Source organism: Pseudomonas sp. TE3911 (genome assembly GCF_054062775.1).
The window spans coordinates 2039429-2060182 of sequence record NZ_JBSSFP010000001.1 but is presented as its reverse complement, the minus strand read 5'-3'; the positions used below and the strand labels follow the sequence as shown (position 1 = coordinate 2060182).

The following is a 20754-nucleotide window of genomic DNA, read 5'->3' as shown; positions in this document are numbered from 1 at the left end:
CCGTAAAACAGGCATGGCGCCTGCGATTGTCTAGGGAGCTGTACCGCACATGACTTGCTGGAATGTCCTCGGCCTGACGCCGGATGCCGATAGCCGTACGATCAAGCGCCAATACGCCGCCTTGCTGAAACAGACCCGCCCGGACGATGACCCGCAAGGCTTTCAGCGCCTGCGCGAAGCCTATGAGGCTGCACTGGCGTGGAACCCGGACGAGCAGGTCGCTGATGACGTGCTGGTCGAGACGCCCGACCAAACCCTCGCTCAGCATTACGAAGCGGCCATGGCCGATGGCACCGCGCTGTTGCTGGAAGTCCACCTGTTACAGCGCTGCATCGAAGGCGATCTGAATGCCGAAGACACCCGGTGGGCCTTCGAAACCTTCAACTGGCTGACTGCCTGGCAACGCCTGGAACTGCCCAGCGCGTTAATCAGCACCCTGGAGTTCCAGCAACGGACCCAATTGCAGAACCCCTTGCACCAAGCCCTTGGCCAGCAAGACGACGCTGCGTTCCTGGCGGCCTACGCCGCTACACCCAACGCGCATGCCTGGGTGAACAATCATCCTCATGCCGAGTGGTTCAACGAATGGTTGGCCAGACTGCTTGCCAACCATCATTACTGGTCGAGCACTGTATTCGAAGCGGTTTGCGCCGGACAAAACTGGCACGGTGGCGCAGATCATGGGTGCCTCGCTGGAGACTGGGCGCAGATGTTGAAGCGCCAAGAAGGTCCTGCTTTTATGGCGCACCAACGTGCATTGGCCGCACAACCGCCCGACAGCCCGCAACAGCGTGCCGCGCGCTTGCTACTGGCACCCATGAGCCTTGGCCAGCGCCGTGCCTTTGCTCAGCGCTTCGACGAAGACGACTGGAAGGCCTGCAAGACGTTGAGTGCCGATATTTATGCCGACCACGTCAGCGTTGCCGAAGGCATGCCCGGTGGCACGGTGTATTTCTGGCAGGGCTGGGAGGCCTCCATGGACAGCTGGCCGTGGATCGTTGCGCTGGTGCTCAGTTGCCTGGTGGGTGTGCTGGTAAAGGCCGAAGCCTTGGCCGGCAAAGTAATACCGACCCTGGGCCAGGGCATTCTGTGGTCGATCGGCGCCGTGGTGTGTGCGGGCATAGCCTGGCAGGCCTGGCGACCGCTGGCCCACCATTACCGCGTGCTGGATGAACAACTCAGCCAACGCTTGCCCCGCTGGCTCAGCCCAACCCACTTGCCGTTGCTGCCGATACGTGACCTGGTACCGGGTCTCATTCTGGCCGCAGCGTTGGGTTATGTGTTCAGCCCGTTCGCCAGTTTGACCCTGGCGGTCGCACTGGCGCTGGTGGGTTTGATCAAGCGGCCGTTCATGAATCACCACACCCCGTGGACCGCCCGGCATCCACGCTGGGCCGTCCTGGGCGGCGCGCTTTGTCTTGTTGGCGCGGTCGCGCTCTATGCCGGGTTGAAGATGCTCGACAACCAGCACTTGGTTACCCGCAACCAAGGTCTGCAGCAGTGGACCGAACGCCTGTGCAGCCGCATGCCACGTAGCGTGGTTGAGTGCCAGGCGCCCGCCACCCAAGTGCAGTGGTACGGCCAGGAGGGCAAGCTATGAATCCAAAATGGTTGTTACCCATAAGCATCGCATTGGGCCTTGGCCTGCTCGGGGTGGCCAGCGCCACCAGACCGTTGCAAAAAGTGCAACTGTGGCTGGACCAGCGCGACAGTCCCTACACTGCCAGAGCCAGTGCCCTGGCACCGATCATTGATTGCGTAAACCGCGTCGACCGGGATACGCGCCTCGCGTATTACCCCATTCCCGAAGTGGAGCCCGACAAGCCCACCCTCGATACCTATGGCGACCGCAATGAGCCCGAGCCGTACCTTATCCAGCGGTCGGTATGTTCGCAGCAGTACACGGTGAAACTGGAACGCCAGGCGCCCGACAGCAACTTGCTCGCCGCCGCCGGTGCCTACGCGCAAGCGTTGTACAACGTCACGGCACTGGCCGATGGGGTTACTCGCGTGCAGGCGCGCAGCCTGGCGCCGACAACGCAGGAAATAGCGTCAGAGGCCGCTGGCAAGCAATTGCTGCTGGCCTACGATCAGGTCGTCGAAAAGTACCTGACGGCGTCCACTTCTCTGCGCCAACAGTTGGCGGATGAAGACCTGAGTGTGCGTCCCGCGCAACTGGCGTTGCTGGAAGCGCGCTTTGGCCGAGACATGCAGTGGCACTTGCTCAACTACATGATCGCGGCGCGCCAGGCGGTGAACCAGATCGAGCAAGGCGTGCGCGACGCCAACCTGACCCCGCAGCGCGTGGCTGACTTGACCGAGGGGGTACGCAAGGCCGCCGAGGACAGCAGAGTCTTTCTCAATGCCATGCCCAGCAGAAGGCTGGACGATGAGGCGATTTACCTCTGGTACAACATCAAGGCGCCTGCCGATGAATACCTCAAGGCGTTGACCACCCTGCACCAGGACTGGCAGGACCACGCCGCGCCGCAGCAGTTGAGTGACGACTATTACCGCGTCACCCGCCGCTACGACGCCCTGCTCAGCTATTACAACCGCCTGGCCAGAAATGCGTTCTAGTGGTTTCTGAGCTTTACATAGGACTGATGCAGGTCCGACGCCCAGCCATCGATCACGCTTTTGACGTCATCGGCCTTCATTACCTGGGCAGCATTGTCCAACGGCTTGCCGGTGCCTTTGCGCACCACCTGGGCGATCACCTTGCCAGTGGCCCCGTCGAGGAACTGCGCTTCGGTCCCCAAAGTGGTTTCCTGGTCAAGGATGCCGGTACCGGTACTCACCGCCGCTGCCACCAAGGCCACCGGGACGAATTCATAGGGTTTCAGGCCCTCGGTCTTGCTGCTGACGGCGGTGATTGCCGCGCGCACCACGATCACGCCAGGGCCGGGCGCGCTGGCCAGGGGCAGTGACTTGGCCAGCTCACGCTTGAGCGCTTGGTTGTAGTAGGCGTTGATACCGTTGAGAGTGCTCTCGGGGATTTTCGCGGTGGCGTGGGGTTTGGGGTAGAACTGAGTCGGTTCGATGTACGCCGCGTTGTAGCGGCTCAGGTCCAGCTTGGGATCGACCCAGCGCATCACCACGGCGCCCGACGGCGACTGGGCTTGTTTGAGTTGGCTGTAGTCGGACAGAAAGCCCGAATACTCATCCGGTTGCGTGACCTTGCTGGCGCAACCGGTCATCCCCAGCGTGGCGATACACAGCGCGCCGATCATTAGCCTTAGTTTCATCATCGAACTCCTTGGCGGTCATCATCGAAACAGTGAGCTGTAGGTATAGCCAATCCTGGGGAATACGCCTTATTTAGCCTCGGGCATTTGCCAGGCCTGGGATCGGCGTCAAAGCTGACGACTCAAGCGCGATCGCGCGGGATCAGGCTTTGTAATTGCGAAGCCAGGAAGTTGGCGTCGAAGCCGAAGGTGTCGGGGTCTTTCAGGCCATTGGTTTTCTTCCACAGCCAGTCGTTCTTGTCGGCCGCCAGCACCAGCGAGACGCTGCCATGGCGGGCTGCGGTCAAGCCCATCACCGCGACGGAAATCGAACCGCCCGCCCCCATCACATCCGGCACGAACTCCACGGTTTTGCCGGTGATCTGCACAATGAGCTTCTCAGTCTTGAAGGTGGACGTCTCCACCGGCACGCTCGGGCCGCTGGCCACATAGGCTTCACGATTGACTTCCAGCAGCCCGACGGTTTTGACCGGTTCCAGCCACAGCTCAATCTGCCCGAACAACTCGCCGAGCTTTTGCGCCCAGCGGGCTGACTGCACGTCGAATTGCTGTTTTTTGTGGGCTTCGCTGTCGGCGTAATGACGAAGCATCTCGCCCAGTTGTTGTACATCGTCCATTGCGGATTTCCTTGGGTGAGCCAGGTTGCGAAGACTGATCATGGCAGATGCGGCGGTTCGCCGTACGCCTTAAAACTGCACCGGTCATTTGGCTGGCAACTGCGTATGACTATTGGTTGGCCAGTGGGTAAGGTGAAGTCACATCCCTTGTCAGGAAGATCACATGCGCACCATCGGCCTTATCGGCGGCATGAGCTGGGAGTCCAGCGCCGAGTATTACCGCATCATCAACCAGCGTGTGCGCGACCAACTGGGCCCGCTACGCTCGGCGCAACTGTTGATGTACAGCGTGGATTTCGGCCCAGTGGAACAGGCCCAGCATGCGGGGCGTTGGGATGACACCGCGCAGATCCTCGAAGATGCTGCACGCCGCCTGCAGGCTGGCGGCGCCGAGTGTGTGGTGCTGTGTACCAACACGATGCATAAAGTGGCGCCGCGCATCGAAGCGGCGGTGTCGATTCCGTTCCTGCACATCGCCGATGCAGCCGGTTTGGCCGCAGTGGAGGCCGGCACGCTGACGGTCGGTTTGTTGGGCACCGCATTCACCATGGCGCAGGACTTTCTCACGTCCCGCCTGACCGATCACGGCTTGACGGTGTTGGTGCCGGACACGGATGAGCGTAAGGATGTGCACCGCATCATCTACGAAGAGTTGTGTGTGGGCGTGATCAGCGACACTTCACGCCAGATCTATCAACGGGTGATCAAATCCCTGGCCGCCCGTGGCGCCCAGGCAATCATCCTTGGTTGCACGGAAATAGGCCTGTTGATCAAGCCCGAACACAGCGACCTGCCGCTGCTGGACACCACCGAGCTGCATGCGCAGGCTGCGGTGGCGTTTGCTCTGGGTTAACCCCGCTGGCGCAGACGGGCCATGCTGACGGTGTCGACAAACACACCGTCACGCAGGGCGTAATCGCGCAGCAGACCTTCCACCTCGAAACCGAATTTACGGTACAGGTGTTGCGCGGCTTCGTTGTCGGCGTACACCTTTAACTCCACGCGGTGAAGATTCATCCAGTTGTCAGCCACGTCCAGCGCAGCGCTCAACAGACGCGACCCCACCCCCTTGCCCTGCCAGGCCGGCGCAACGCCCATGCCGAACGAACCCACATGGGCCTGGCGCACGCGCAGGTACTGTTCCAAGCCGAGTTGGCCGATCACCTCGCCGCCGTGCACCGCCACCAGTTGCAGCCGACGCTCGTTGTCCATCACCAGCTTGTTGCGCCAGGCCTCCACCGATTGGTAAGGCATTTGCAGCACCTGTCGACACACCGCCGGTTCGTTATAGAGCGCTGCGACGCCCTCAAGATGGGCCTCGGTAAAGCGCTGGATCACGATATGGGGTTCAGGTGTGTGCATGGTGTTTCATCCTTTGAAAAACACGTGGCCAGCCAGTGTAGAGGCCCTGCCCGCCCGATGGCTAGGGCGCTGGCGCCGTCGACCACAACGCCGGCCAATCACCGTAACCCACCCCAGTGCAGCGCGGCATGGACAGCAGTTCACTGAGCTGGAAACCCTTGCCGTCAAACACCCAGACGGCGCCCGCGCCACAATCGCCAATTCCCCGGAGCTTGTAGAAATAACTCAAGGTGCCACTGGCTGCGTCATATCCCACAGAGCCTTGCAGTGGCTCGATCCCTAATGGCAAGGGCTCAAGCTGCATCGGAGTTTCGGCATACGGCGCCTGGCGCTGGCGGCTGACCACATCGTATTCACAGTTGTAGGCCGCGCAGTCATAACGCACCACGGTCATCGCCTGCTGCGCCGTGAGGGCACCAGCGTTCGCCTCGGGTGCGCTGCCGGTGCCGTTGTCCTCGGGCGTGACGGTGTGCAACGCGGCCGCTATAAGACCGGCCTGCTCCTGCGCAGTCAACATCGGTGCTCCTGGGAATTTACGCAGCACCGGTGTGGGCAAACGTGCAGGCACGGCGCTGGCCGCGCCCTTACCTGGGCGGGCCAAGGCCGTGACGTTATCCACCCGCCCCTGCACCGCATCCATCAACAGCAGTGAAGCGCTCAGCCCACTCAGCGACACATGCGCCTGTTCATCCCCCGGCAATTGCAGGCGCTGGCCATTACGCAAACGCTGCAACCAACGCCGCGCCACTGCCTCCTCGATCACGCCATAGGACTGCACCTCGGGATCACCGCCCTGATCGTCCAGTTCAACGTGCAGACCCTGCGTCAACTCCAGCCCCAGCGGCTGGCCGTCCAACAGCAGGGTCGACAGGTCGAGCGCCTCACCGCGGTGGTCGAAGCGCAAACGCAGGTAACCTTCAGGCCCGGCCTGATGCCAGATATGCAAAGTCAGCGAGCTGTAGTCCTCCTCGTCGACGCCACTGGGTGCGCTGAGGGCATGGCAATTACGCAGGTTGTCGCAACCCGTTACCCAATTCTTGATTTCCCGGAGCAAGGGAACGCTTTCAGTGTTGGTTTGAGCGAAGGTGGCAGTGCTGGTCAACAGCAAGGCCAGGAGTGCGGGGCGCAGCATGGGGACTCTCCGTGTCGAAAAAAGGCGCGGATTGTCCCATGTTAGAGGTCGGCGGGGGTAGGCTTCAGGGCCTTACTTGACCGCGTACGCGAGCCGCGCGTTTTTCGAGTTGCCGTGCGTGACGCTCGGCCTGCTGCTTAAGCGCCTCGCAATATTCCGGAAGGCAATGCTCGGCGTCGGGAGTGTCAACTTCGTCGACCATTCGCCGGGCGGTTGCTGCTGAAACCGGCGTGCCACGAGGCTTCAACCGGCCTTTTATGACGGCAGCTCGGTCGTTGACCAAAGTAGGATGATTGAGTTTGAGAACCTCGATGGTCTCAATCGCATCAGAATTCAGGCCTTCTACATAGCCGTCACTGGTGTATCTGAAATGGCGCTCGACATTGGTTGTCAGCGGCGAAACAAAAGGCTTACGGGCCGAGTCGTAGTCATCTTTTTCCACTGCCCCATAGCCGCACGCAACTTTGGTTTGGCTGGATGGGTAGCACGCCACCAAGTTGTTATATGCAGTGCTTTCAGCCTGGTGGTGCTTTTGTGAAAGGACATGTTCGATGTGACAGCTAAATTGCGTGCCCTGACCCTTCACCCGACATTGCGCCGCTGTCGGAAGCCGCCGCAAGGTGTAAGCACACAAATGAAACTGTTCCCTCAAGAGCGCCTGACGCACTGCTTCACTTGGAAAGCTGCTGCCCCTTCCGTAGTAAAGATTATGGGGCGTCTCTCGGTTTTCCCTTTTCCATTCAATCAAGGCCCGCGGTTCTGCACCCTTTTTAATAGACCTCACGCTTCGCCCTCTTCTAACGACCTCAGAGAGTCGATGCTGGCTTGAGCTTCGAGGACATCGGGGATTTTTCCGACCTGTTCTCGCAGTTGGATAAGGTTGGCCTGGGCGGAATCAAGGTCATCATCGTCTAGGTAGCGATGAATTTTTCTAAGTTGTCGGCTGACGTGCTGGTTCTGCGCGCTTCCCCCCATCAACTCCTCAATGACTTCACCGCTGCGCATGCCCAGCGCGCGTTCTGGATGACCTAGATATTGGCCGTCCTTAAGCAGCATCACAGACTCAGCGGGAAGCTCACCCAGTATTTGTGGGGAATGGGTGGTGATAATGAATTGGCAATTCGGGAAGGTTTTTTCCAGATTGGCGACGACAGTGCGTTGCCAGCCGGGGTGGAGGTGGAGGTCGAGTTCGTCTATAAGGACGACACCTTTACCTTTTAATGGATCGGGCACTTCACGATTTAGCAACGTAAGTCTCCTGGCCAAATCGCCAACCAGCGCCAGCAAACATTTCTCCCCATCAGAAAGCTGCAGGACGTTGAATTCGATACTACCTTTGAGAACAGTCATTCTAAGTGTTGGCTTACGACGTACTCGAATGTCCTTGAATCCGGTGAATGTTTCAATTGCCCGTCTAACTGCTGAAAGCTCATGGTCACGGAACCCCGACAGGTCTCGACTAATTTCATTTTCGAGATCCTCTTGGTTGCGAAACCAGATGAAAAATCTTTTGAAGTCAGCTCCCCCATGACCGAGCGCGTCGTCGTAGCCTTCATCTATGGTGTTAACCAACCGCTCACGAACGCGTAAAGGAACGTCTAATACAGCTCGATGGACGTCGTAATAAACTGCAAGAGGCAAATGAAGAGATTTGTCACCAACGAGTTCGTAGTGAATGGCATTTATCTCGAAAGATGCCGCAGCCTCTTTTAACAAGGCTAACTCACTGCTACGTTCCTTAGGATGCTTTCCCGATTTCCGGTTAAGTGCAATTGCCCAATCGACATCGCGCTCATCTTGGAACCCGGCAACAACTTTCAATCTCGTGTATTCAGCCCCGGCTTTTATGTCATCTTTTGATATCGCCCTCGACTTTGATGCCTGATTAACAATCCTTGAGGTCAGATTAGAAAGCGCAATCGCCAACGCATCCAAAATCGAAGACTTGCCCACCCCATTGACGCCCACCAAGGCGACAGTCTTCTTGCCCTCGAAATCGAGTTCCATCTTCTCGATGCCGCGGAAATTGACGAGGGTAAAACGCTTGATCTGCATGATCGGCTTCCAACATGCCCGGCCAGGTCGGCCAGTCTTCAAAGTAAGCACGGATCATAGTAATTATCGACAGATCTGTCACGGCGCTAACCACTGCTTCTATCAGCCGTACGCCGCCACGCGCCACACCCGCGCAATGTCCGCCGCCCGCTCGCGCAATAATCGCGGGGCCTCACTGCACGCCTGTTCCAGGCTCATCGGCCCGTTCGGCAAGGCGAAGGCGGCGTCGACGCCGTGGGCGTACATTTGCTCGTAGCCGTCGCCCAGGGTGCCTGCGATGACGATCACGGGCACGCCGTGCTGCTGGGCGATACGAGCGACGCCAAAAGGGGTTTTGCCGCGCAGGGTCTGGGCGTCGAAGCGGCCCTCGCCGGTGATGACCAGGTCAGCGTCGCGTACGACGGCGTCCAGGCCAACCAATTCGGCGACGACTTCCACGCCGGCTCGAAACTGCGCACCGAGAAAGGCCTTGGCGGCGAAGCCCAGGCCGCCGGCGGCGCCGCTGCCGGGTTCGTCGCGCACGTCCTTGGGCAAGATCTTGGCGCAGTGATCGGCGAAGTGGCTGAGGGCCGCGTCCAGTTGTTGGACGTGTGCGGGACTGGCACCTTTCTGCGGGCCAAAAATGGCTGAGGCACCGTGGGGGCCACACAGGGGATTGTTGACGTCGGCCGCGATTTCAAAGCGCACCTCAGACAGGCGCGGATCAAGCCGCTCAAGGCTGATATGGGCCAGGCCAGCTAAGGCCAAACCGCCCGGCGCCAGCACTTGGGAGTGGGCATCAAACAAGTGCACGCCAAGCGCCTGCATCGCCCCCGCGCCTCCATCGTTGGTGGCACTGCCGCCAATCGCCAGGATGATGCGCTGTGCGCCGGCATCCAGGGCGGCGCGGATCAGCTCGCCGGTACCGTAAGTGCTGCTGATACACGCATCGCGCTGTCCTGGTGGGACCAATTGCAAGCCGCTGGCTTCGGCCATTTCGATGATCGCTGTGTGGCTGTCGGCCAACCAGCCCCAGCGCGCGTCAACCGTCGCGCCCAACGGTCCGCGAACCGCCTGGCGGCGCAGCTCGCCGTTGCAGGCGGCGAGTACCGAGTCCACCGTTCCTTCACCGCCGTCCGCCATCGGGCACTGGATCAACTGCGCGTCCGGCCAGACCTCGGCCAAGCCTTGGGCAATGGCCTGGGCAACGCCTTCGGCACTCAGGCTGTCCTTGAACGAGTCGGGGGCGATGATGATTTTCATGGGCTTTCTCCGGTTTTTATGACGCCCATGCTGCCAGTTGGCACCGGGAATGACGCCGGTCCGATGCACAAGTGCGGGTGAGGTTTGTTGTTCATTCCGACAAAGCCTGGGGCAACAGCTGGACGCCCAGGTACAGGGCGAGCATGCCGTCTAGAGTCAGCGGGTCGACGCCACTGAGTTCAGCGATGCGCTCCATGCGGTAACGCAGACTGTTGCGGTGGATACCCAGCGCGTCGGCGCAGGCCTGGCTTTGACCATCGTGCTCGCACCAACTGCGCAGCGTGGCCAGCAATTGGCCGTTGTTGTCCTTGGCGAGCACTTTGCGCAGGGGGTTGAGCAGTTCATCGAGGGCGTCGTCGTTGCGATGGCGCCAGAGCATCACCGGCAGGCGATAACGGTTGAGGGTCAGCAGCCGTGAGTGCGGCAGTACATCGCGACCGTAGGCCAGTAAGTCACCCACGCGCCGATAGCAACGGCGCAGCCCGGCCAGTCCTTCCGCTTGCCCTCCGACGGCTACGCGCAGCACATTCCAACCTTGGCCTTCGAGCTTTTCCAGCAGACGCGGATTATCCACTTGCACCGCCGCGGGCCGGCACCATAACAACGAGAACTGCGCCGAGCTGACGCACCAACTGTCCGGATAGCGCGACGTCAGCCACGCGCTTAATGCCTCCGCCGACTGGCCCGGCCCCAGTTCGAAAAGGTACGGCGTGCGCGCCAGCTGCGGCTTGAGTCCCAGTTGCTGAGCTTCGTCGACCAGGCGCGGCGAATCACCGGTTTCGGCGAGGAGCAACGCCAATAGATCGTCGCAACGCTGGCGTCGCCATTGCTGCTCGGCTTGCTGATGGCGATGGCTGACCAACATTTCTGCGGTCATACGCACCAGTTCCGCGTAGGTGCGCAGCAGTTCAGGTTCGCCGGTGATACCCAGCACGCCGATCAGACGCTGATCGTGCATCAGCGGCAGGTTGATACCCGGCTGTACGCCCTTGAGGTGTTTGGCGGTCTGGCCGTCGATTTCCACCACGCGACCATTGGCCAGCACGAGTTGCGCACCTTCATGGCGAGTGTTGATGCGCTCGGACTCACCACTGCCGAGAATCAGTCCCTGGCTGTCCATGACATTGACGTTGTAGGGCAAAATCGCCATGGTCCGATCGACGATGTCCTGTGCCAAGTCATGATCCAACTCGAACATGAGTCTAAATTCCTAAAAAAGCATGGTTGTTCATCGGCACAGCGCAAAGTTTCCATCACTGTGCGCGAGCACAAAGACAGCACCCCGCCCCGTGGCCGAGACTCGTTGAGCGATCAACGTTACCCTCGCATCGCGAAAAATCATAATAAAGAGAGAACGCCATGTCACAGAGCGCCGCTGCCACACTGGCCACCGATGACGATAAAAACGCCATCTACAAGCGCATTACCCTGCGCCTGATCCCCTTCATTTTCATCTGCTATCTGTTCAACTACCTTGACCGGGTCAACGTCGGCTTTGCCAAGTTGCAGATGCTTGATGCGCTGAAATTCAGTGAAACCGTGTACGGCCTGGGTGCCGGGATATTCTTCATTGGCTACGTGCTGTGCGGCGTACCGAGCAACCTGGCGCTGACCAAGTTCGGTCCACGGCGCTGGATCGCGTTGATGATGATTGTGTGGGGCACCTTGTCCACGTGCCTGCTGTTCGTCACCACGCCGACGCATTTCTACACCCTGCGCCTGTTCACGGGCGCCGCCGAAGCCGGCTTCTTCCCTGGCGTGGTGCTGTACCTGTCGCAGTGGTTCCCAACGTTCCGCCGTGGACGGATCATGGCGCTGTTCATGTCGGCGATTCCGGTGTCCGGCTTACTCGGCAGCCCGTTCTCCGGCTGGATCCTCAACCACTTCGCCGCCGGCCAAGGCGGTTTGGCGGGTTGGCAGTGGATGTTTCTGCTGCAAGGCATCCCCACCGTAATCCTCGGCGCCCTCGCCTACTTCCTGCTCAGTGACACGTTTGCCCACGCCAAGTGGCTCAAACCCCACGAGCGTGCGGTACTGGAAGCCGACCAGGCGACGGACCTGGCCAACAAGCCGAAAACCACCACCGATTCCCTCGCCGAAGTGTTCAAGAACCCAGCGATCTGGGCATTCGGCCTGATCTACTTTTGCATCCAGAGTGGTGTGTACGCGATCAACTTCTGGCTGCCGTCGATCATCAAGAACCTGGGGTTCAGCGATAACTTGGTGATCGGCTGGCTCAGTGCGATTCCGTATTTGCTGGCGGCGGTCTTTATGCTGCTGGTGGGCCGCTCCGCAGACTTGCGCAAAGAGCGCCGCTGGCACTTAGTGGTGCCCATGTTGATGGGCGCGATTGGTCTGGTGATTGCGGTGAACTTCGCCACGACCCCGGCGATTGCGATTCTGGGCCTGACGATCGCCACCATGGGCGCCCTCACCGGTCTGCCGATGTTCTGGCCAGTGCCGACTGCGATGCTCAGCGCGGGCGCGGCGGCGGGTGGTTTGGCGTTGATCAACTCCATGGGCCAGATGGCGGGCTTTCTCAGCCCGTACATCGTGGGCTTTGTGAAGGATACGACGGGGTCCACCGATATTGCGTTGTACCTACTGGCGGCGGTGATTGTGGCCGGTAGTGTGTTGGCGTTGCGGATGACGCGCACCCTCAAGGCTTGACGGCGTCCATGTGGGAGGGGGCAAGCCCCTCCCACATCTCGTCCGCGCTTACAGCAGCCCGCCGCCGTCGATATCAATGACAGCACCGGTCATGTAGCCATTTTCCATGGCCAGCACATACCCCGCCGCCACTTCCTCTGCCTGCCCCACGCGCCCCACCGGCAACGCGCCACCGGCCTTGGCAAACATCGCCAGGCGCTGGTCCTCGGCCAACCCTGCATACGCCGGGGTATCAATCACACCGGGACTCACCACGTTGACGCGTCGCGGCGCCAACTCCTTTGCCAACTGCTTGCCCAGGGCTTCAGTGGCCGCGTTGATACCAACTTTGATGAACTGGCCCGGCGCCAACTTACGGCCCAGTTGCCCGGAGGTCAGACTGATACTCCCGCGCTCATCTAGGAAAGGCAGCGCCTGCTGGATCGCCCGCAACGCGCCCCAGAGTTTCACGTTGAAGTTGTCCTGGGCCTCGTCCAAATCGGTTTCGATCAAGGTCTTGGCGCGTACCGAAGGGCCGGAGGTGTACACCAGATGGTCAAAACGCCCGACGGTTTCGAACAAACGCTGCAGGGAGGCGGCGTCGGTGACATCCACTGGCTCGCTGCGTAGGCCGTTGTCGCGGCCCGACGATAGGCGCCGCCCCGCCAACACCACCTGAGCACCGCGTGCAGCGGCGGCCTTGGCCACCGCCGCGCCAATGCCACTGCTGCCGCCGATCACGACGACCGTTTTACCGTTGAGGGAAGATGTCATGGGGAGATGTCCTGGGTCAGAAAGTGAGCGTTCATCTTCCCAGCTTGGCAATCGACGAAAAATCCCGGTAAAACGACAAGATCTTTAAAGGATTTTTACAAATGAGTTCAATCCTAGACCTTGAAGTTTTTGTGCGCACCGCCGACACGGGCAGTTTGTCCGCCGCCGCGCGCGGCCTGGGGTTGACGCCTGCTGCGGCCAGCATCGCCCTCAAGCGTCTGGAAACACGGCTGGGCATTCGCCTGCTCGCGCGCTCTACCCGCAGCATGCGCCTGACCGAGGAAGGCAAGCGCTACCTGGACAGCGTGCGCGAAGCCCTGGCCGCATTGGCCGAAGGTGAACAAGCCCTCAAGCAGCACAGCCAGGGGTTGACCGGATTGCTGCAATTGGCCGCGCCGTCGGATTTTGGACGCAATGTCGTCTTGGGCTGGCTCGACGAATTCAAGGCGGAACACCCGAATATCCGTCTGCAATTGCTGCTCAACGACAGCAATGCTGACCTTTTCCGCGACACCGTCGATATCGCCCTGCGCTTCGGCGTACCCCGTGACTCCAGTCTGGTGGCACTGCCTGTCGTGCCCGGTCACCAGCGCATTGCATGTGCCAGCCCCGAGTACCTCGCGCGTCACGGCACACCCACGACGCCCGCGCAGTTGGCGCAACACAACACACTGCGGTACATGCGTCAGGGGCGCGCCAACAGTACGTGGTTCTTTCGCCAGGGCAGCGAGCTGCAGGAAGTCAACGTGACAGGCGATTACCTGAGCGACGACGGTGAAATTGTGCGGCGCTGGGCCTTGGCCGGTCACGGCATCGCCTATAAAGCCAACCTGGATATCGCCCGGGATCTGAAGGCCGGCCGCCTGGTGCACGTGTTGCCGGATTGGCAAGGCGAACCGACGCCATTCAACCTGATGTGCCCGCACCGCCTGCAAGTGTCGGAGCGGGTAAAAGTGCTGCATCGGTTTCTCCAAGTACGCTGCCACGCGTTGCTGAGCGAATGAAGAAACACGCTCAGGGCTTGTTCCAGAGCCTCTGAGTCTGGTATTGCATGGACGACGTCTCACAGCCGCAAGGAGCTTTGCATGATTTACCGCACATTGGGCCAGTCCGGTTTGAAGGTCAGCGCCTTGACGCTGGGCACCATGATGTTTGGCGAGCAGACCAATACCGAGGACTCGCTGCGCATCATCGATAAGGCCTGGGATCAGGGCATCAATTTTATCGACACGGCCGACGTATACACCGGCGGACGCTCCGAGGAACTCGTCGGCGAAGCCATTGCCCGTCACCGCCAGGATTGGGTGGTGGCGAGCAAAGTCGGTTTCGGTCCGCCGGACGGTTTGCCCAACCGCAGTGGCTTGAGCCGCAAACGGATTTTCAATGCGCTCGACGCCAGCCTGACCCGACTCGACACCGATTACCTCGACATCTACTACCTGCACCGCGAAGACCACGCTACCCCTCTGGAGGTCACGATTTCTGCGATTGGCGATTTGATCCGCCAGGGCAAGATCCGCTACTGGGGCTTATCCAACTACCGCGGTTGGCGCATTGCCGAGGTGATCCGCGTGGCCGAGCGTTTGGGCGTGGACAGGCCGGTGATCAGCCAACCGCTGTACAACATCGTCAACCGTCAGGCTGAAGCGGAGCAGATTACCGCCGCTGCCGCCTATGGCCTGGGCGTGGTGCCTTACAGCCCGCTGGCCCGAGGCGTGCTCAGCGGTAAATACGCGCCGGATGTCACGCCAGAACCGGGCAGCCGCGCCGCACGCCAGGATAAACGGATCCTGGAAACCGAATGGCGCGTGGAGTCGCTGCGCATTGCCCAGCAAATTCAGCAATATACCCAGGGACGTGGTGTGGAGATCGTCGAGTTTGCCATCGCCTGGGTATTGAACAACTCTGCGGTGAGTTCGGCGATTGTCGGACCGCGTACCGAGGCCCAGTGGGATGCCTACACCGGCGCGCTGGACGTGAAGATCACGGCTGAGGATGAAGCGTTTATCGATTCATTGGTGACATCGGGGCACTCGTCCACCCCAGGGTTCAATGATGTTAGCCACTATGTCTCGGGGCGCGTCGCTCGCTCGTAGTCGAGTGCTGTTGGGGCGAGCGGCAGCGGGTGTTGACCGAAAGAGGTTGCGGGGCTGCATCGCAGCCCAACACGGGCAAGCCCGCTCGCCACCGGGATAGGAGAAATTTTATGGCGTGAGAAAATTTCCCACCAATCGCCCCAAAACAGAGCAGCCGTTTCACGCCGCAAGCACCATAATGCCCGCCTCTCTTGTACAAATCGGTTTTCGCGAGGACAGCGTGTCTAAAGGTGTTGTGTTATCGGTCTCGGCCTCGGTGTTGTTTGCCGTGATGTATTACTTCACATCGTTGCTCACGCCGTTGAGCGGTCTGGAGATTTTCGGCTGGCGCATGCTGCTGACGGTGCCGTGCATGACGGTGTTCATGATCGTCAGCGGCGAATGGCGGCGTGTTTGGGAATTGCTGCAGGTACTGGCGGCAAAGCCTCGATTGATCGCAGGCGTCGTGTTGTCTTCGGCCTTGCTGGGCGTGCAGCTGTGGTTGTTCATGTGGGCACCACTGAACGGGCGCAGCCTGGATGTTTCGGTGGGTTACTTTCTGCTGCCATTGACCATGGTGCTCACCGGACGGCTGGTATGGGGTGAGCAGCTGTCCTATCTGCAAAAGATCGCAGTGTTCTTTGCCGGCCTTGGGGTACTCAACGAGTTGTACCAAGCCGGTGGGTTTTCGTGGGCAACGCTGGTGGTGATCATTGGCTATCCGCTTTACTTCATCGTGCGCAAATACCTTAAGACCGATAACTTGGGTGGGCTCTGGCTGGATATGGCGCTGATGCTGCCGGTGGCTTGGTGGTTCGTGCAAAGCGGCGAGCAAGGTTTTGCGGTGATGGATGTGCACCCAAAGCTTTACGCATTGATTCCCATGCTGGGTCTGATCAGCGCCTCTGCATTGGTGAGCTACATCATTGCCAGCCGATTACTGTCGTTCAGCCTGTTCGGGCTGCTCAGCTATGTCGAGCCGGTGCTCTTGCTGTTCGTAGCCTTGCTGCTGGGTGAAGGCATCAAGGCCGGCGAATGGCTGACCTATATCCCGATTTGGATCGCAGTCATGGTGCTGGTGTTCGAAGGGTTCAAGCACCTGGTACGCCAGCGCAGGGCTTGAACCGTCTTCACCTGGAATTGCCCAACAGCGCCGAATGCGTTTGGGTTGCACCTTGATCGTCAAGTGTAGTGAAGCGCACTGTTGCGCTCCCCGCCGCGCCGTGCGGCAGCCTTGGCATCGTCACGACGGCGGTGGATCGTGGTGCGATCATCGGCGGGTCTTCGCTGTGGTATTCAACGCCCTCGCGTGTCACAACGATGCCGGACAGCGTGACGTGGTAATCGCCGGGATTATTCACGTGCAGCGTCGACTCATCCCCGGTAACTAGTTGCCATTTCAAGTCATTAATCGAGCTTGCCGCCGTCCCCGCTAGTTGGTTCGGCCGCAAGAACAATTTAACCCGCGTACGAAATGCCAGATTCACTTGGTTATTTTGCACAGCGGGCTCGCCTGTCGGCCTGATCGCAAGCACGTTGAGCCAATACACTGATTCCCGGTCCTCGTTCGTGTGTGAAGACGATTGATAGAGCACGCGCAGCGCTCGTCCACTGCCGGCCTCCATGCGGAAAATCGGTTGAGTGACAGTGAACGGCACATCACTGTTTTCAGGTGACGCCTCGCTATCGTTGGCGTCGATCCATACCTGGACCAGCCGCGGGCCATCCGTTTCATTGGTAAGGTTGACCGTTACTTCGCGGGCTTGAGCCGGATAGATCACACGGGTACGGTCGATGACGATTTCGCCTTGGACCAGAGGTGCCTGCAGCGCCATCAGCAGCCCTATCACGTTGAGCCGTCGCAGGAACGTCCGGCTCATCGGTAACTCATCGTGAACGTTGCCACGCCATTTGCGCTGCCTGGCGCAATCGTCTGTTGTGTCTGGATATAGCGCGCAGTCAGCGGAATTTGCACCGTGCCATTGCCCGTCGTCCCCACCAGCCATTGATTAGGGTTGCCCACGCTTGAGGAGTCCGCACCGTAACGAACCAGAATATTGCCGCCGCGTACCAACTGCAGGGCCACGCCCTTGGCCTGGGAACTTGCGGTCAGGGACAGCACATCGCTGCGATTCGAGCGGGTGGTATGGTCAGTGACGGTGATAAACACATCACGCGTGCCTCCGGTGCCGCCTTCGCACAAGAGCGTGATATTGCGGGTTACGCTGCCGGCATGACTGCCGACGCCACGGAACGCCGTAACCGGTACGCTTCCCAAAGACATCGCAATGGAGGGCGTCGAAACCCGGCATGTCGGCTTTAGCGGTGGGCTAATGACCAGCGCCTGCATATTGACCGGATGATACCCAGGGGCTGAGGTATTGGTATTTTGCACCCTGTAATGCGCGACAGTGCGTGTGGGCACAGTCCCCGGAGAAATCGCCCCTCCCGTGGCCACCAGGTAAAGCCGTCCCTGCAGGCCCCAGACAACTGGCTTGGGATACTTCACCCTGAGCAGTGATGCTGCCGATTGACCGACAGCGGCGAAGCCATGATTCGGGTCGCGGGCCATCATTGCAAACCCAACCCCGGGCACGCCTGTGGCGAACACTGGCATGGACACACCGTTGGCGTTGAATGTCCTGCCAGTGGAGCTGGAGTTGACCGCGTTGATCGTCGCAGTTACCCAGTGGAAATCGCTCCAGAAGTCGTAACGGCACTGCATGACACTTGCCGGTGCATTAAAGGGATAGCCTCCCGCCAAACCGATCACTTGCCCGACCTGAGGGTTGGTCGGGGGGATGATGGGGGCAATGTTGATCGCCGTTGCCCCTTGCGGATAACAATCCCCACCTGAAAAAGCATGCGCTTGCATCGCTAGCATCCAGCCGCCCAACGTCGAGGCAGCAAGCCAAGATAAGTTCATTCAAAAGTCCTCTGCTGGTGCCCCACAGATGTGGCACCGAATATTCACGGGTGCCGTTCAATACTGCCGGCTACTTGGCGAACCGAGCTGGGTACGCACAACCCTTGGAGATAGTCGACGTCTTGCTGGCGGCTGTTCGCGGCATGCGCAGCCATCTGGTAGTGGACGTCGCATCGTTCAGAAATTTTTTCACCCCATTTGACGATCAACGTGCCGGCAGCCGGGATATCGCGCACAAAAGCTTTGCTGGCTTGGCCCACTACGCCGACTTCCCGGCCTTGCTGGTCCAGAACCTGAGCCGCAAATGGCAGCGGCGTGCCGTTCTGCTGTTTGGCCTGGACGATCACCGCCCGCCCGCTGACGGTCTTGAACTCCACCAATTGCACTGCACCGAGGGTTGGAACGATATCCAGGCTCGACTCTTGAAGCTCCACGTCCATGGACATGCCTTGTGGATCAACACTCACCGTATTGTTTTGGAATGCCCTGAGTGACGGAACCACGGCATACCCGCTGCTATTGATGCGTGTAACACCGTCGTGGCCCAAAACTGCGCCTTCGGCATCCGGCACATGAACCAGCGCAGAGGCCTCTCCCAGGCTTTGCGAAAACGTCACGCCGCCAGCGTGAGCGACGATGCCGCCATCGGCGCCAAATGAAAGCTGGGATCTATCGCGGCTCTGACCATAGCCTGCACGCACGCTGGCAGAACCGGTGCGGTACCCTGCGTGGGTGTTAAGTTGCCTGGAACTCGATTGATCACTGGTCGCGCGGCTGGCGGAAAAACCGTAGTCGAACTCGGCGTTCTCGCCCAGGAAGCCGTTGATGCCCACTTGCTGCTGGCTGCCCCGTGTATCGCCACTGTCCCGAGACAGCGAAGTATTGATGGTCGGCGACCTCGGTTCGCTCCCCAGCGGCATCGATAACGTCAGCATGTAGCGGTTATCGATGCGCCCGGGTTGGCCGATACGCCCGAAAAACACATCGTCACTGAGCTCGCTTTGAGTCAGTTGTCGCGTGTCCTGGACCCTTGAGCGCTGCGCCGAGAGGTTCCAGTTGACCTTGTTCCAGGTCGAGCCGTAACTGGCGGTGAATGAAACCTGGCGCCCTTCCTGCCCGCCCCAATAGTCGACAGAGCTGCCGTACAGGCTCAAGGTGCCTATGCCCAACTGCTGGCTGATGGTCAGGTCGAGCCGACTTTTTTGCCGGGCATAACCGTTGACATCACCGGACTGGCGAGCGATTTCACGCACATTCAGTGCATCCGGAAGGTTCAGGTAACCCTCTGTAGAGAACCGGTATGCACCCAGCGCAAAATGCGTACCCGAGGCGGGCAGACTTTTGTTGTAGCCCACGCCCAGGCTTTGGCCGGACAGGCGTCCATGATCAGCCACCTTGGTATGCGAGGTGGCGCCGTCCAGCGAGAAAGCACCGATGGACGTATTCAATGCAATACCGATCTTGCCCTGCTCATAACCGTTGGAAAGACTGCCGCCGCCATACACCGTCAAGTCATCGGTCAAGCCGTGTTGGAGAGTGCCTTGAAAGACGTTTGCGCCCTTGGCATCGATGCCCTTTTGCTGCACCTCACCCAAGGTGGCGCTGTATTTTGTCGTGTCGGCCCGCAGTAATTCCGGGGCCACCGAGTACGGCACGACGAAGGTGTTTCGGCGCCCGTCGACTTCCGTCACGCTGACGATCAAATCACCGCCATAACCCGTGGCATGCAAATCACTGATGACAAAAGGGCCAGGCGCGACTGTCGTCTCATAAATGGTGTACCCGTTCTGGCTGACAGTGACCGTTGCATTACTGTCGGCGACACCGCGTACCTGCGGTGCATAACCTTGCTGCGTCTGCGGACGCATGCGGTCGTCGGTTGCCAGGCTTACGCCTCGCACGCGTACCCCGTCGACAATCTGTCCGTTGCTGAAGGTGTCTCCAATAGTGAGTTGTGATTGCCAGGGGATGATGCTGCGCTGCACATAAGTGGACGTGTTCTGATAAGTCTCAAACCCTGTGCGGTTGCTCCAGGCTTGGGCACCTTGGTGCCGCAAGCGCCAGGCGCCCAGATTAATCCCCGCATTGAGGCCCAGGTAAGTGCGACCGTCGCCTTCACCAGCGGTGACCGCATTGGTACTGAAGTTGTAATTGAGCAGCCCGGCGGTAATGCCCTCATCCAACAACTCGGGGTCAATGTAGCCGCGCATCGACCGGTTCATGTAGGCCTGCGGCACGCTGGCGGCTAACTCAAGGGCGCCCGGATCGAACGAGCTGGACGCCATCGGAATCCACTGCCCCAGGTCGCCGCAATACTGGCCGGCTGCGGCAGGGTTCGCGAGCTCGCGCCCACGGGTATCGGTATCGACTTTATCCATCGCGATACCGATTTTTTCCAATACTTCGCGACTCAAACACGGCTGCGCACCGGTCTTTGCGTGGGCCGCGACGAACTCCACCTCCCTGCGCCCCAAAGCCTGGCCGTTGACCACGATATCTATGCGATATAGGCCAGGACTCATCTGGTTGCCGGTATTGAACCGTGACATGTCAACCGACGATGCCAGGCCGCTGGAGAATGCGTTCAGATCAAAGCTCAACTCAGACGCAAGCGCGGAATCGCTTGCGATTACGGCCGCACTCATCAAACCGCCCAACATCATCTTTCGATGCT

The 20754-nt window shown here is 59.9% G+C and carries 19 protein-coding genes; 7 read left to right on the top strand and 12 right to left on the bottom strand.

Features of this window, described 5'->3' with window-relative positions; all coding sequences use genetic code 11:
- Positions 1 to 49 precede the first annotated feature (49 nt).
- Positions 50 to 1600 (top strand): J domain-containing protein, encoded by a 1551-nt coding sequence (locus ACVWXD_RS09420; RefSeq protein ID WP_457370890.1) that lies wholly within the window; start codon positions 50 to 52, stop codon positions 1598 to 1600.
- The gene (locus ACVWXD_RS09415; RefSeq protein WP_095184741.1) at positions 1597 to 2580 is read left to right on the top strand and encodes a DUF3829 domain-containing protein; all 984 of its coding nucleotides are present in this window, start codon (positions 1597 to 1599) and stop codon (positions 2578 to 2580) included. Before ACVWXD_RS09420 ends, ACVWXD_RS09415 begins: the two co-directional genes overlap by 4 nt.
- On the opposite strand, the gene ACVWXD_RS09410 is transcribed toward ACVWXD_RS09415, so the two are convergent.
- Together ACVWXD_RS09410 and ACVWXD_RS09405 are read right to left on the bottom strand one after the other, a co-directional pair.
- Positions 2577 to 3248 (bottom strand): DUF3313 domain-containing protein, encoded by a 672-nt coding sequence (locus ACVWXD_RS09410; protein WP_457370889.1) that lies wholly within the window; start codon positions 3246 to 3248, stop codon positions 2577 to 2579. The genes ACVWXD_RS09415 and ACVWXD_RS09410 overlap by 4 nt on opposite strands.
- 122 nt (positions 3249 to 3370) lie before the next feature.
- Positions 3371 to 3865: a hypothetical protein gene (locus tag ACVWXD_RS09405; RefSeq protein WP_032885682.1), complete on the bottom strand. Its 495-nt coding sequence runs from the start codon at positions 3863 to 3865 to the stop codon at positions 3371 to 3373.
- A gap of 163 nt (positions 3866 to 4028) precedes the next feature.
- On the opposite strand from ACVWXD_RS09405, the gene ACVWXD_RS09400 reads away from it, so the two are divergent.
- Positions 4029 to 4718, top strand: coding sequence for an aspartate/glutamate racemase family protein (locus ACVWXD_RS09400; protein ID WP_401379432.1), 690 nt, complete (start codon positions 4029 to 4031; stop codon positions 4716 to 4718).
- Here the strand turns inward: ACVWXD_RS09400 and ACVWXD_RS09395 are convergent.
- The 6 genes from ACVWXD_RS09395 to ACVWXD_RS09370 form a co-directional block, all read right to left on the bottom strand.
- Entirely contained in the window at positions 4715 to 5227 is a 513-nt protein-coding gene (locus tag ACVWXD_RS09395; RefSeq protein ID WP_122765171.1) for a GNAT family N-acetyltransferase, read from the bottom strand. The two genes, ACVWXD_RS09400 and ACVWXD_RS09395, sit on opposite strands and share 4 nt — an antisense overlap.
- A gap of 61 nt (positions 5228 to 5288) precedes the next feature.
- Complete coding sequence (locus ACVWXD_RS09390) at positions 5289 to 6359, bottom strand: DUF1176 domain-containing protein (RefSeq protein WP_457370888.1); 1071 nt, start codon at positions 6357 to 6359, stop codon at positions 5289 to 5291.
- Positions 6360 to 6423: 64 nt separating this feature from the next.
- Positions 6424 to 7107, bottom strand: a complete 684-nt coding sequence (locus ACVWXD_RS09385; protein WP_164440552.1) for an HNH endonuclease family protein — start codon at positions 7105 to 7107, stop codon at positions 6424 to 6426.
- Between the two features lie 32 nt (positions 7108 to 7139).
- A complete protein-coding gene (locus tag ACVWXD_RS09380) occupies positions 7140 to 8414 on the bottom strand; it encodes an AAA family ATPase (protein ID WP_122757456.1) in 1275 nt (424 codons plus the stop codon).
- Positions 8415 to 8516: 102 nt separating this feature from the next.
- A complete protein-coding gene (locus tag ACVWXD_RS09375) occupies positions 8517 to 9656 on the bottom strand; it encodes a glycerate kinase (protein WP_457370887.1) in 1140 nt (379 codons plus the stop codon).
- A 91-nt stretch (positions 9657 to 9747) separates the two neighbouring features.
- A complete protein-coding gene (locus ACVWXD_RS09370) occupies positions 9748 to 10854 on the bottom strand; it encodes a sugar diacid recognition domain-containing protein (RefSeq protein ID WP_032885687.1) in 1107 nt (368 codons plus the stop codon).
- 161 nt (positions 10855 to 11015) lie between these two features.
- Between ACVWXD_RS09370 and ACVWXD_RS09365 the strand changes: the two genes are divergently transcribed.
- Positions 11016 to 12326, top strand: a complete 1311-nt coding sequence (locus tag ACVWXD_RS09365) for an MFS transporter (RefSeq protein WP_122757460.1) — start codon at positions 11016 to 11018, stop codon at positions 12324 to 12326.
- 48 nt (positions 12327 to 12374) lie between these two features.
- On the opposite strand, the gene ACVWXD_RS09360 is transcribed toward ACVWXD_RS09365, so the two are convergent.
- Positions 12375 to 13079, bottom strand: a complete 705-nt coding sequence (locus tag ACVWXD_RS09360) for an SDR family oxidoreductase (protein ID WP_260366806.1) — start codon at positions 13077 to 13079, stop codon at positions 12375 to 12377.
- Positions 13080 to 13180: 101 nt separating this feature from the next.
- Here ACVWXD_RS09360 and ACVWXD_RS09355 point away from each other — a divergent pair, with 101 nt between their 5' ends.
- The 3 genes from ACVWXD_RS09355 to rarD all read left to right on the top strand — a co-directional run bounded on the left by ACVWXD_RS09355 (position 13181) and on the right by rarD (position 16277).
- Positions 13181 to 14083, top strand: a complete 903-nt coding sequence (locus tag ACVWXD_RS09355) for a LysR family transcriptional regulator (RefSeq protein ID WP_260366805.1) — start codon at positions 13181 to 13183, stop codon at positions 14081 to 14083.
- 81 nt (positions 14084 to 14164) lie between these two features.
- A complete protein-coding gene (locus tag ACVWXD_RS09350) occupies positions 14165 to 15175 on the top strand; it encodes an aldo/keto reductase (RefSeq protein WP_457370886.1) in 1011 nt (336 codons plus the stop codon).
- Positions 15176 to 15395: 220 nt separating this feature from the next.
- Positions 15396 to 16277, top strand: coding sequence for an EamA family transporter RarD (rarD, locus tag ACVWXD_RS09345; protein ID WP_032885747.1), 882 nt, complete (start codon positions 15396 to 15398; stop codon positions 16275 to 16277).
- 7 nt (positions 16278 to 16284) lie between these two features.
- Here rarD and ACVWXD_RS09340 read toward each other — a convergent pair whose 3' ends face one another.
- Genes ACVWXD_RS09340 through ACVWXD_RS09330 form a run of 3 tightly spaced genes read right to left on the bottom strand, consistent with a single transcriptional unit; the run spans position 16285 to position 20725 of the window.
- Positions 16285 to 17034 (bottom strand): fimbrial biogenesis chaperone, encoded by a 750-nt coding sequence (locus tag ACVWXD_RS09340; protein ID WP_181643472.1) that lies wholly within the window; start codon positions 17032 to 17034, stop codon positions 16285 to 16287.
- Complete coding sequence (locus ACVWXD_RS09335) at positions 17031 to 18080, bottom strand: fimbrial protein (RefSeq protein WP_122680968.1); 1050 nt, start codon at positions 18078 to 18080, stop codon at positions 17031 to 17033. The genes ACVWXD_RS09340 and ACVWXD_RS09335 overlap by 4 nt, the downstream gene beginning before the upstream one ends.
- Positions 18081 to 18124: 44 nt before the next feature.
- Positions 18125 to 20725 (bottom strand): fimbria/pilus outer membrane usher protein, encoded by a 2601-nt coding sequence (locus ACVWXD_RS09330; protein WP_242461435.1) that lies wholly within the window; start codon positions 20723 to 20725, stop codon positions 18125 to 18127.
- Positions 20726 to 20754: the final 29 nt, after the last annotated feature.